Source organism: Streptomyces sp. NPDC093984 (assembly GCF_044764595.1).
Taxonomy (GTDB): Bacteria; Actinomycetota; Actinomycetes; order Streptomycetales; family Streptomycetaceae; genus Streptomyces; species Streptomyces cynarae.
The window spans coordinates 1-12,174 of the sequence record NZ_JBIWIM010000001.1; the positions used below are offsets into that span (position 1 = coordinate 1).

Sequence of the window (12,174 nt, forward strand, 5' to 3'; positions counted from 1 at the left end):
ATTGGGGGCGGGCTTGGTGGGGGGTGGGTGCGCGTGGTCTGGGGTGGACACGGGTGGAGGCTGGGCGAGGCGGGTGGGGGGTGGGGGAGTGCGGTGCGGGCGCCGCGGGGTGGGTCGCGTGGGGGGGGGGGGGGGTGGGGGTCTGGGGGGGGGGGGTGGTGTTTTCCCGCCCGTCCGCGCCCGCCCTACTGGTGTCCCGCGGCGGCGCCGGCGTGGCACCAGGATGTGACGCTCAGGGCCCTGTCCGGCTCTCCAGCCGCAGCTCGACGTCGACCTCCTGGTCCCCGGCGACGACGCCGAGCTGGTGGACGGCGTACAGCTCGTCCAGGGCGCGGCGCAGTCGCTCCACCGCCCTGGGCTCGCCCTGCAGCTCGGCCTTGACCGGGCCGGACAGCGGCGGTGGCGGCGACGGGCGCTCGGCCGTCCCGCGCGTGGCCGACGTGTCGAACGTCCCGGTCCACATCGTGGGCCGGGAGGTGTGCGCCTCGTGGGGCGCCTCATCGGCGGCGCGGTCCGAGCCGAAGTGCCGGCACAGTTCGGCGAACAGGTTCCCGGCGTCCGTCGCCGAGCAGTCGCTGACCACTACTTCGACCTGTGGTGTGTGCGTTTCGGACGCGTTCACGGCCGCTCCTCTCCTCGCGATGGCAGACCGATGGGCCGACCGGACGGCCGACGCGGGTACCCCGCCCCAAGGGGCCCATGCACGACGGTACGGCGCGTGCCCCCGGCCCGCCTGTCGGGGAGCAGTCCGCGATATGGGCGGTAAGCCCCCTGGTCAGGGCCGTCCGTGAGCTATGTTGAAGGCCTTGGGACACAACGGAGGAGGTCCGGTGCCATCGCCGCAGCAGGCACGCGCGCAGGCATCTGCGATCACTGCGGGCAAGACGGCCCCGGAAGCGGGTGCCAGCCCGACGTCCCAGCTCAGAGAGTTGTTCGACGGTCCCCGGCTGTCCCCGGGGCACCGCCGGATCGCCCAGTACCTGATCGAGCACATCACCGAGGCCGCGTTCCTGTCGATCACGGATCTGGCCGAGCGGGTGGGTGTGAGCCAGCCTTCGGTGACCCGTTTCGCCGCGGCCGTCGGCTTCAGCGGCTACCCCGCGCTGCGGGAGAAGTTGCAGTCCATCGCCCTGGGCACCCTGGGCACCCCGGGCACTCCGGCGGAACAGCGGGCCAACGAGTTGCAGGCGGCCGTGGACGCCGAGATCGAGAACCTGGAGAACCTGCGCCGGGACTTCGGCGACCCGGACCAGGTGATCCGGGTCGGGCGGGCGCTGTCGGAGTCGACTCCCCTGACCGTGATGGGCCTGAGGATCTCCGCCTCCCTCGCCGAGTACTTCGCCTACGGGGCCCGGCGCATCCACCCCGACGTACGGCTGGTGACGCGCGGCGGGACCGTCGCCTACGACGCGATGTTGCAGTCGCGGGAGGCCGGCGGCACCTGGGTCCTGGCCTTCGGGATGCCCCGGCACGCCCAGGAGAGCCTGACGGCGGTGCGGGTTGCGCGCACCGCGGGACTCAAGGTGGCCCTGATCACGGATCTGGGGCTGGGGCCGCTCGCGGACGAGGCCGACGTCGTGTTCGCCACCGGCACGGGCTCCCGCCTGGTGTTCGACTCCTATGCCGCCCCCGGTCTGATGGCCGCGGCGCTGCTGCAGGCGATGACCGACGCCGACCCGGAGCGGACGCAGGCCCGTCTGGAGGAGTACGAGCAGATCGCCGACCAGCACCAGTTCTTCCTCAAGGACTGACCGGCCCGGGCGCCGGAGCAAGGGCGCGGACCAACGATCCCGTCAAAGGGGATCTCTTGGCCCAAACAGAACATGAATTTTTTCATGTCCTTGCGTATCCGCCGGTATATATAAATACTTCTCGCGGATCGCGGACCGGGACAGCCGGGACGCGCCGTACGGACAGCCGGAGTCGTCCGCTCCTACCCACGGGCTCCGGGTGTCCGGCCGGGCCCCCGCTGCGCGGGCATCCCTGGTGGCGGCTCCGGTCCTCCCCTAGACCGGAGCCGCCCCCAAGCCGCCGCAGCACCCTGAGCCGACGTGACCCGGAAGCGAACATCATGGCCTTGACGACGTACTCGCCGATCAGCTCGGACTGGCCGTGCCAGGTCAAAACCCCCGGCAGCTACGACTGGGAGCGGTCGGCGATCAAGTGGCTGCGGGAACTCGTGCCCGCGCGCTACGCCAGCTATCCGGCCCTGATCCGCCACCCGGTCCTGCTCGCCCGGCACGCCCAGATCCAGGTGCAGAACGAGGTGCGGGTGGCCCGCACCGCGCTGCAGACGGCCCGCGCGGAGCTGCCGGCGCTGGGTCTGCCGGAGTCGGTCATCGAGCACACGATCAGGATGTACGCCGCCGAGGTCATGCAGCTGCAGCACATCGCGCGCAGCGTACGTGCCGTCAGCCAGGCCCTGATGGAGAGCAGCCCGGCACGCCACGGGCACTGACGCACCGTCACGACCGCCTTCCTCCGCCGCCGTCCGGGGCGTCCGGCCCGGCACGCGCACAGTCCGCCGCGAAGCGGGCATCCGTAGGAGAGGACGACTCCTACGGATGCCCGGAGCTGCGCATGGACTCCACGACCTGGGCCGCGCTCGCCGTCGCCGCCGTACTGGCGGCGGCCCTGCTCGGCGTGGCCCTCGCCCTGTTGCGACGGCTGGTCCGCACGCGCCGCGACCTGCGCCGTGCCGGGCTGCCCACCGGCCCGCGCTGGCTGTTCTGGGGCGCGGTCCTGTACCTGGTGCTCCCCGCCGACCTGCTGCCGGATCCCGTGTACCTGGACGACATCGGCGTCCTGCTGCTGGCGCTGAGGTCGATGCGGGCCGCTGTACCGGCACGCGAACCCTGGCGCGACGGCGGCACGTTGCCCGACTGACGGGCGACGGGGTGGCCGCCCGCGCCGTGGCGGCGATACGGACAAGCGGGCGGCGAGATGGGCGAATTGACCCCCGCAGGCGATCCGCCCTCGCGTCTCCTCGCAACGTGGCGCCTCATGTCCTGCTGCTCACAGGTCCAGGACCAGGTCCACCGGAGGCTGAGAGCAGCAGATGAGCGCATTGCCCTCGGCGGGGGCGTCGATCGGTTCAGGCGCGTAGTCGACGCGCCCGGACAGCACAGCGGTCTCGCAGGTATGGCAGACCCCGGTGCGGCAGGACCACCGGGTGGGCACATCGCACGCCTCCGCCAACTCGAGGAGGGTGCCGTACCCAGGGTCCCAGGGCACCGTGATGCCGCTGCGCGCGAACGAGACCGTCGGCCCTGTGCCCGTGCCGGGCGGGTGAGCGGGCAGGTGAGGGGCGCGAGCGGCCCCCGCGACCACACCCGGCCGGACGGCGGACAGAGCGCCGAAGACCTCGGTGTGGATGCGGGCCGGCGCGATGCCCAGCCCTCCCAGCGCCTGGGACAGATCGTCCATGAAGGCGGCCGGTCCGCAGAGGTAGGCGTCGGCGTCAGCGGGGAGGCCGAGTCCGCCTATCCGCTCCGCCGAAAGCCGGCCTGCTGCCGTGTAGTCCACACCGAGTCGGTCATCGGCGCGCGGGCGGCTGTACGAGACGTGGAGGTGAGCGTTGGGCAAGCGTTCCAGCAGCGCGCGAACTTCCCGCGCGAAAGGGTGGCCGGCACCGTCCCGCGCTCCGTGCAGCCACCACACCGGGCGCCGGGAGAAGGCTTCGGCAAGGGCGTGCAGCATGGCGAGGACGGGAGTGGCTCCCACGCCGGCGGAGATCAGCAGGACCGGGTTGTCGCCTTCCGCAAGAACGAAGGTGCCTCGTGGCGCGCCGACGTCGAGGACATCGCCTGCCTTGACGTGGTGGCGCAGGTGCCCGCTGGCGGCCCCGTGCGGTTCCTGCTTGACGCTGATCCGGTACGCGGGCGCGCCCGGCCGGCCGGAGAGCGAGTAGGTGCGGATGAGGGGCGGGCCCTCGGGCGTGGGCTGCAGCCGCAGCGTGATGAACTGCCCGGGCTGTGCCGGCGGCAGGGGATCGCCCTCCGGCGAGGCGAGGACCAGGGAGAAGATGCTGCTGCTCTCCGGCTCGATGCGGGCCACCTTCAAGGGACGGAACCCCGGCCAGGCGGGTGGCGGACTCGTCGCGGCACCGGTGAGGCCGCGATTGCCCGTGGCCGGGCTGTCCGCGCTCTCGAGCAGGTCGTGCAGTGAGGTCTTCCATCCCGGGCTCAGCGCGGGGATGCGCAGTCCGCGCTCGAGCTGCGCGCGCGAGTGGCCCGGCAGGTACAGGAGTGCGTCCATCTCCGCGACGGTCATCTTCTCGGGTCCATCGGCGACCTTCACGATCTCGTCGCCGGCCTCGACCTGCCCCTCGGTGAGGACGCGCATGTAGAAGCCCGGACGGTGATGCGACACGAGCAGGGCCGCCATGCGCGGCTCCGCCATGCGCAGCCCCACGCGGTAGCACGTCACCCGGGGCTGCGTGACCTCGAAGACCGCGCCGCCGATGCGGTACCGGTCGCCGATGCAGACTTCCTGGTCCGACATTCCTTCGACGGTGAAGTTCTCACCGAACTGCCCGTAGGTGAAGTCGTCCCTCTTCAGCTGATCCTGCCAGTACCGGTAGGAGTCGAGTTGATAGACCAGTACGGCACGCTGTTCGCCACCGTGCCCGTTCAGGTCGCCCTGTCCGTCACCGTCCACGTTGAGGCGCCGGACCATTCTGGGTCCGGTGACGGATTCCTTCCACACACCGGTGTGAACGGTGGAGCCCTGCCACGGGACGTCCTTGGGCATTCCGACGTTCACGGAGATCAAAGTGGCCACAGCGCATCTCCCTCGGCGGGTTCCGCTCCCTCCCACGCTAGGCCTGCACCAAAGCCGCGCAATTCGGATTGTGTGCTGCCAAGCGGCACGCCGGCCGGTGATTGCAGTCGGCGGGCGGCGCCTTCATGGCCCGCGCCCGCCGCGTCGAGGTCCCAGAAGGCGGGTTCCTGACGGCGGACCTACCCGAGCGCTCATCACCCTAATATGGGACAAATGCCCCACGGGTGATCGAGGCCAAGGTGTCGGCCAACGACGTAGCAGTGAGTTCGTACCCGTTCGGCGCCGCGACTGTCGGCGAAGCGCCCGAGCGCGAGGACGCGCTGGTTCGCGCGGTCGTCAGGGCCGTGGAGGCCAGCGGCGCACATGCCGCGAGTGTGTTCCTGCTGTCCGGCGACGGTCACTCGCTCGTGCTGACCGCGGTGTGCGGGACACCGCCCTCCCTGCTGGGCGGCTGGCGCCGGATTCCGGTGAACAGCCGTATCCCGGTGGCGGAGGCGTACCGCTCCGGGCGCATGGTCCACCTGGCCGACGCGGAGGCGACCATGCAGCGCTTCCCCCAGTTCGCGGTCGCCGTGCCCTACCCGTTCGGCTCCGCCTCGGTGCCCGTGAAAGCGGGCGGGCGGACCTTCGGGGCGATGGCCGTGGTGTGGGGGCCCAGGCGGGAGGGGACGGGACTGTCCAGGGCGCAGTGCCGGCACCTGCGCTCCACGGCCGACGCTCTGGGCGCCGAGCTCGCCGCGCTCGACGACCGCCGGGCACTCGGCGAGTGCGACGACAGAACCGCTCCGGTGGTGGTTCCGACGCCGTCCGCGCCGGTGATACGGGTGGGCCTGTTCGACTGGGACCTCGACACCGGAGCCCTCACCGCCGACGACGAGCTGTGCGCGATCTTCGGGATCCCACCGCGCTCGTTCGACGGCCGGGCGGCCACCCTGGCCGCCCGGATCGAGCCCGCCGATCTGCCCGGCTTCCGGTCCGCCGCCCGTGCCGCGGTACAGGAGGGCCATGTGCTCGCGCACTGCCTCCGCATCCGGGACCTCGGCCAGGGGCAGCGCACCGTCGAGCTGTGGGGCCGGGTGCCCGAAGGCCCGGAAGGCCCGGAAAGCCCGGAAGGCCCGCGAGCGGCGTCCCGTCTGGTCGGCGCGGTGCTCGACTCCGGCAGCGGCATGGCCGCCGTCGCGGCGATCGAGCGACTCGCGGACGGCTTCTTCGCGCTCTCCCCTGACGGACGTGTCACCTACGCCAACCACAGCCTGGAGGGCCTGCTGCACGTCAGCCAGGAGGAGCTGCTCGGCCGACGCCCCTGGGACGTCCTGCCCTGGCTGGCAGATCCCGTCTACGAGGACCGCTACCGGGCCGCCGCGATCTCCCAGCAACCGGTCTCATTCCTGGTTCGCCGCCCGTCCGAGGAGTGGCTGGTCTTCTCCCTCCACCCGGGTGAGCAGGGCATGACCGGGTGGGCGGCACCCGTGAGGCGGCCGCTGCCCGCCGACGCCGAAGCCGGGACGCCCGTGAGCGAGGACTGCTCTCCGGTCTCCCTGACGTCCGCGCCCGCGGCCCCGCGCCTGGGCGCGCTCTACCGCGTGCTCCAACTGGGCAGCGCCCTCACCGAGGCGGTCACCGCACGAGAGGTGTGCGACGCCGTCGCCGAACAGTTGCTGCCCGCCTTCGGCGGCCGACGGCTGGCCATCTCCGTGGTGGAGGAGCAGCGCCTGCACCTGCTCACCCACCGTGGCTACTCGGAGGGGATCCTGGCCTGCTACGAGGGCGCCCCGCTGCACGCCAGGCTGCCCGTGACCGACGTACTGGCCTCGGGCTCCCCGCTGTTCGTCTCACGGCAGGATCTCCTGGAGGCGTACCCCGGGATCCCGGCCAGTGACTCGGGCTCGTGGGTGTTCCTGCCGCTGATCGCCTCGGGTCGCCCCGTCGGCGTCTGCACCCTCGGCTTCGACGACGCCCGCCGGTTCCCCGACGAGGACCGCGCGGTCCTCACCGCGCTGGGCGGCCTGATCGCTCAGGCCCTCGGGCGTGCCCGGCTCTACGACGCCGAGTTCGCCGTGGCCCGCGGCCTGCAGGACGCGCTGCTGCCGCACCGGCTGCCCGAACTGCCGGGCCTGCACGTCACCGGGCGCTATCTTCCGGGCACCAGGGGCATGGACATCGGCGGCGACTGGTACGACGTCATCCCCAGGGGAAGCGAGGTCGCTCTGATCGTCGGGGACGTCGAGGGGCACAATGTCGCCGCGGCGGCCGCCATGGGCCAGTTGCGCAGCGCCGTGCGGGCCTTCGTCACGGCAGGCCATGAGCCGAGCGACGTCGTCGCCAGCACCAACAGCCTCCTGCTCGACCTGGACAGCACGCTTCTGGCCAGCTGCTGCTACGTCCGCTTCCACCCCCGCTCCGGTGTCCTACGCGTGGTCCGCGCGGGCCACTGCCCGCCGCTGCTGCGGCTGCCGGACGGAGAGGTCGAACTCCTGGACCTGCCTTGCGGCCCGCTGCTCGGGGTCGCGGAAACGGCCGACTATCCCGAGTCGGAGCTCCGAGTCGCACCCGCCTCGGTCCTGGTCCTGTACACGGACGGGCTGGTCGAGACACGGCACTCGGACATCGGCTCGGGCATCGACCGACTCCGGGCCTCGCTCGCCCGAATGGGCGGGCACCAGCTGGAGGAGCTGGCCGATGCCGTGCTGCGGGACGCTTGCCGGTCCTCCGACCGGGTGGACGACATCGCCCTCCTGCTCACCGAGTTCGCCCCCGCCCCCACCTGACTGCGGCTCCGGGGGCCGCGCGCCGGCCTCTGCTTCAGCTGGACTCGCGCACCACCAGCCGGCACGGCACGGTGTGCAGGCCCGGTGCCGGTTGCGCGTCGATGGCCTCCAGCAGGCGCAGGGCGGCGATCCTGCCGATCTCGGCGAGGTTCATGTCGATGGTGGTCAGGGGCGGACGGCTGGCCAAGGCCATGGTGTCCCAGTTGTCGTAGCCCACGACCGCGATGTCACCGGGCACGCTCACCCCGCGTTCGCGCAGCGTGTCGGTGATGCCCCGGGCGATCTGGTCGTTGCCGCAGAAGAACGCGTCCGTGTCCGGTGCCGTGCGCAGGACGGCGTCGGCGGCGCGGCGGCCCCACGCCTCGCTCCACTCGCCGAAGTGGACCCGCCCCGTCGCGAGTCGCAGCGAGGAGCGCTCCAGGTGCTCGATGGTGTGGCGGGCCCGGTCGCGGGCCGCCGCGTGGTGCTCCGGGCCGGTGACGTGCGCGATCCGGGTACGCCCGGTGGCCAGCAGATGATCGACGGCGAGGTGTGCCCCGCCCTGGTCGTCGGAGACCACCGAGGTGTCCGCCGGGTCGGTCGAGGGCGAGAGCGCGTAGACGATGGGGACCGACTCGATGCCGGCCAGCGGGGGGCGGGGGTCCGTGCGGCGGCCGGTGACGATGATGCCGTCGACCCGGCGGTCCATCAGGTTGCGCAGATGGTGCTGCTCCCGGATGGCGTCGCCACGCGTGTCGCACAGCAGCACGGAGATCTTTCCGGCCCCGAGGGCGTCCTCCGCGCCGAGCAGCACCGGGGTGCTGAACCGGCCGATGCCGTCCGTCGTCATCAGCCCGACCGTCCAGCTGCGGCCGGTGTGCAGGCTCTGGGCGTGCTGGTTGGGCCGGAACCCGAGTGCTTCCACCGCGTCCAGCACCCGCTGCCGGGTCTCGGGACGCATCCTGCCGCCGCCGTTCAGCGCCTTCGACGCCGTGCCGACGCTGACACCCGCCAGGGCGGCGACATCGGCGAGCTTGGCCCGGCCGGTGGAGGGGATGCCTGCAGCAGGGGACACGGGCAAACCTTTTCCTCGGGGGTAGCGGTGCGCCCCATCCTGGCAGCAGCGCGGTCCTGCGCGCCAGCCCGTGAGCAAGCGGAAAAAATTCGCGTCATTCCTCTTGACCGCCGCCTGCTTCCGTCCACTACTTTCACCGCAGAAAAACGGTTGCTCAAACATGCACCGCTTCGCTTGTTCGTCTTCTTGTCTCCCTGTCTCTCTGTCTCCCTGTCTCCTCGCAGCCGAAGCGACCGCGTCGGCTGCTCCGGTCCCGCGACGCACCCCGGAGAACCATGCCCCGCACACGCACAACCCCGCCCTCCCCGGGCCCGGTCCGCCCCGGTCCGGGGGCCCACACCGCGCTGCGGCCCGCCGTCGTCGGCATCCGCGAGGGCTTCTGGCACGCCCGGCGCGAGGTCAATGCCCGCACCTCCATCCCGCAGGGCCCCCACCTGCTGGAGTCGGCGGGAAACCTGCACAACCTGCGGGTGGTGGCGGGCACCGCCGAGGGCGAGTTCCAGGGCACGTACCCGTTCCAGGACTCCGACGTCTACAAGTGGCTCGAGGCCGCCTCCTGGCAGCTCGCCCAGCGGACGACGCCCGGGGGCGACGGTGAACTCGCCGACGTGGTGGGCCGGATCGTCGCGCTGGTCGCGGACGCCCAGCAGCCCGACGGCTACCTCAACACCTGGTTCCAGCTCCGCGAGGGCGGTAAGCGCTACGAGGACCTGCGCTGGGGCCACGAGCTGTACTGCGCCGGCCATCTGATCCAGGCCGCGGTCGCCCACCACCGGGCGACGGGAGGGACCGAACTGCTCGATGTGGCCTGCCGTTTCGCCGACCACATCGACTCGGTCTTCGGTCCGCCCGGCAGCGGCAAGCCCATCGACGGCATCGACGGCCACCCCGAGGTCGAGACCGCCCTGGTCGAGCTGTACCGGGAGACCGGCGAACGCCGCTATCTGGACCTGGCCGCCTACTTCGTCGACCGCCACGGTCACGGCCTGCTCGGGGGCGAGGCGTACTGCCAGGACCGCGTACCGCTGCGCGAGGCCACCGACGTCGAGGGGCACGCGGTACGCCAGCTGTACCTGCTGGCCGCCGCTGCCGACCTGGCGACCGAGACCGGGGAGGCCGAACTGCGCGCCGCCGCCGAGCGGTTGTGGCAGGCGATGACCGCCACCAAGACCCATGTGACCGGCGGCCTCGGCGCCCACCACGACAAGGAGGACTTCGGCGACCCGTACGAGCTGCCCAACGAGCGCGCCTACTGCGAGACCTGCGCCGCCGTCGCCTCCGTCCAGTGGAGCTGGCGCATGGCCCTGCTCACCGGCGAGGCCCGCTACTGCGACCTGATCGAGCGCACCCTGTACAACGGCTTCCTCGCCGGCGTCTCCCTGGACGGCGAGCGCTGGCTCTACGTCAACCCGCTGCAGGTGCGCGACGGCCACACCGACACCGGCGGCGACCAGTCGGCCCGCCGCACCCGCTGGTTCCGCTGCGCCTGCTGCCCGCCGAACGTCATGCGGCTGCTGGCCTCCCTGGAGCACTACCTCGCCTCGACGGACGCGGGCGGCCTGCAGATCCACCAGTACGTCACCGGGCGCTACGCGGGCGACCTCGACGGCACCCCGGTCGCCGTGAGCTCCGAGACCGACTACCCCTGGCACGGCACCATCACCCTGACCGTCGAGGAGACCCCCGAGGAGCGGCCCTGGACGCTTTCCCTGCGCGTCCCGCAGTGGTGCCGCGAGTACCGGGTCCGGGTCGGGGACACGGCGTACGACCAGACCGACGCGCCCGTGAGCGACGGCTGGCTGAGGCTGGAGCGCACCTGGGCACCCGGCGACCAGGTCGTCCTCGAACTCGCCCTGGAACCCCGCCTCACCGCGGCCGACCCGCGCGTGGACGCCGTACGCGGCTGTGTGGCGATCGAACGCGGACCGCTCGTGTACTGCCTGGAGCAGGTCGACCACCCCGGCGGCGGTCTGGACGACGTCGTCATCGACACCACCCGCCCGCTCGCCGTGAAGCACCGCCCGGACCTGCTCGGCGGTGTCACCACCGTCGTGGCCGCCGGGCACCGCCGGCACATCCCCGACGCCGGCTGGTGGCCGTACCGGACCGCGGAGGGCGCAGGGGACCCCTCGGCCGGTGAGCCCCTCGAGCTGACCGCGATCCCCTACTACGCCTGGGCCAACCGCCAGGACGGCAGCATGCGCGTCTGGCTGCCGACCTCCTGAGCGCGCTCCCCTCCCCTCCCCCAGCCCCGCAACACCCCAAGACATCGAGGTCACCCGTGAGACACACCCGCCGCGCCCTGCTCGCCGCCGTCGCCGTCATCGGCACCCTCGCTTCCGCCACCGCCTGCGGCGGCGGTTCGGGCTCCTCCTCGTCCTCGTCCGGCAAATCGGGCGCGACCTACACCTTCTGGGACCCGTACCCGCAGTTCGACGCCTCCTCGGCGTGGGGCAGGCTCGTCACCAAGTGCGGTACCGACGCCGGGGTCAAGGTCAAGCGCACCGGCATGGACACCACGGACCTCGGCAACAAGGCGCTGCTGGCCGCGCAGCAGGGCAATGCCCCCGACGTGATGCTGGTGGACAACCCGGTCGTCTCCACGCTGGTGGAGGCGGGCATCCTCAACAAGACCAGTGACCTCGGCCTGGACACGTCCTCGATCCAGAAGAACATCATCGGCGCGGGCACCATCGACGGCTCCGCCTACGGCGTCCCGATCGGCGCCAACACGCTCGCCCTCTACTACAACAAGAAGGTCCTGTCCGCCGCCCAGGTCGACCCCGCCTCCATCAAGGACTGGGCGTCGCTGACGGCGGCCCTGAAGAAGGTCAAGGCGGCCGGCAAGAAGGGCATCACGTTCTCGGCGATCAACACGGAAGAGGGCAGCTTCCAGTTCCTGCCGTGGTTCTGGGGCGCCGGCGGCGACCTCACCAAGCTCGACTCTCCCAAGGGCGTGGCCGCCCTGTCGCTGTGGAAGCAGTGGGTCGACGAGGGCTACGCGCCCAAGGACGTGCTGCAGAACACCCAGACCACCAGCTGGCAGGAGTTCGCCACGGGTGACTACGCGTTCGGCGAGAACGGCACCTGGCAGCTCGGCAACGCGGCGAAGGCCGGGTTCCCGTACGGGGTCATCAGCATCCCGGGGCAGAGCGGCGGTTCGGCACCCGTTCCGACCGGCGGCGAGTTCGTCACCGTCCCGGTGCAGAAGGACAGCTCCCGCTACGACGCCAGCAAGAAGATCGTCACGTGTCTGACCAACTCCGCCAACCTGCTGTCGACCGACAACACCCTGATGTACGTCGCCCCCACCCAGGAGGTCCAGGCCCAGCAGGTGAAGGCGAACCCCCAGCTGAAGCCGTGGGTGGACGCGGTGGCCGCGGCGCGCGGTCGCACCAGCGGCGGTCTGGGCACCAAGTACCCGACGATCTCCCAGCCGATGTGGACCGCCGTGCAGTCCGCCCTGTCCGGCAGCAAGAGCCCGCAGGACGCCCTCGACACCGCGCAGACGGCCGCCGCCAAGGGCAAGAGCTGACATCCGGCACCGCCGCCCCGGACCCGCCACCCGCA

At 71.9% G+C, this 12,174-nt stretch carries 9 protein-coding genes; 6 read left to right on the forward strand and 3 right to left on the reverse strand.

The genetic code is table 11. The features are described from left to right. Window positions 1-232 precede the first annotated feature (232 nt). Complete coding sequence (locus ACIRC0_RS00005; RefSeq protein ID WP_403609105.1) at window positions 233-622, reverse strand: hypothetical protein; 390 nt, start codon at window positions 620-622, stop codon at window positions 233-235. Window positions 623-830: 208 nt separating this feature from the next. Here ACIRC0_RS00005 and ACIRC0_RS00010 point away from each other — a divergent pair, with 208 nt between their 5' ends. From ACIRC0_RS00010 to ACIRC0_RS00020, 3 genes are all read left to right on the forward strand, one after another. Beyond that, a complete protein-coding gene (locus ACIRC0_RS00010; protein WP_403609108.1) occupies window positions 831-1,751 on the forward strand; it encodes a MurR/RpiR family transcriptional regulator in 921 nt (306 codons plus the stop codon). Between the two features lie 320 nt (window positions 1,752-2,071). Then, on the forward strand, window positions 2,072-2,458 hold the full coding sequence (locus ACIRC0_RS00015) for a hypothetical protein (RefSeq protein ID WP_403609111.1): 387 nt from the start codon (window positions 2,072-2,074) through the stop codon (window positions 2,456-2,458). 122 nt (window positions 2,459-2,580) lie between these two features. After that, on the forward strand, window positions 2,581-2,886 hold the full coding sequence (locus tag ACIRC0_RS00020) for a DUF1232 domain-containing protein (RefSeq protein WP_103843474.1): 306 nt from the start codon (window positions 2,581-2,583) through the stop codon (window positions 2,884-2,886). Window positions 2,887-3,015: 129 nt separating this feature from the next. Here the strand turns inward: ACIRC0_RS00020 and ACIRC0_RS00025 are convergent, their stop codons facing one another. After that, the gene (locus ACIRC0_RS00025; RefSeq protein ID WP_403609115.1) at window positions 3,016-4,782 is read right to left on the reverse strand and encodes an MOSC domain-containing protein; all 1,767 of its coding nucleotides are present in this window, start codon (window positions 4,780-4,782) and stop codon (window positions 3,016-3,018) included. A gap of 224 nt (window positions 4,783-5,006) precedes the next feature. Between ACIRC0_RS00025 and ACIRC0_RS00030 the strand changes: the two genes are divergently transcribed. Next, on the forward strand, window positions 5,007-7,550 hold the full coding sequence (locus ACIRC0_RS00030; protein ID WP_403609118.1) for a SpoIIE family protein phosphatase: 2,544 nt from the start codon (window positions 5,007-5,009) through the stop codon (window positions 7,548-7,550). 34 nt (window positions 7,551-7,584) lie between these two features. Here ACIRC0_RS00030 and ACIRC0_RS00035 read toward each other — a convergent pair whose 3' ends face one another. Further along, window positions 7,585-8,604 carry a LacI family DNA-binding transcriptional regulator gene (locus tag ACIRC0_RS00035; protein ID WP_403609120.1) on the reverse strand — a complete coding sequence of 340 codons (1,020 nt, stop codon included), beginning with the start codon at window positions 8,602-8,604 and terminating at the stop codon, window positions 7,585-7,587. A gap of 275 nt (window positions 8,605-8,879) precedes the next feature. On the opposite strand from ACIRC0_RS00035, the gene ACIRC0_RS00040 reads away from it, so the two are divergent. Both ACIRC0_RS00040 and ACIRC0_RS00045 read left to right on the forward strand, forming a co-directional pair. Next, window positions 8,880-10,829: a glycoside hydrolase family 127 protein gene (locus tag ACIRC0_RS00040; protein ID WP_403609123.1), complete on the forward strand. Its 1,950-nt coding sequence runs from the start codon at window positions 8,880-8,882 to the stop codon at window positions 10,827-10,829. Window positions 10,830-10,885: 56 nt separating this feature from the next. After that, window positions 10,886-12,139 carry an extracellular solute-binding protein gene (locus tag ACIRC0_RS00045; protein ID WP_403609126.1) on the forward strand — a complete coding sequence of 418 codons (1,254 nt, stop codon included), beginning with the start codon at window positions 10,886-10,888 and terminating at the stop codon, window positions 12,137-12,139. The last annotated feature ends 35 nt before the right edge of the window (window positions 12,140-12,174 follow it).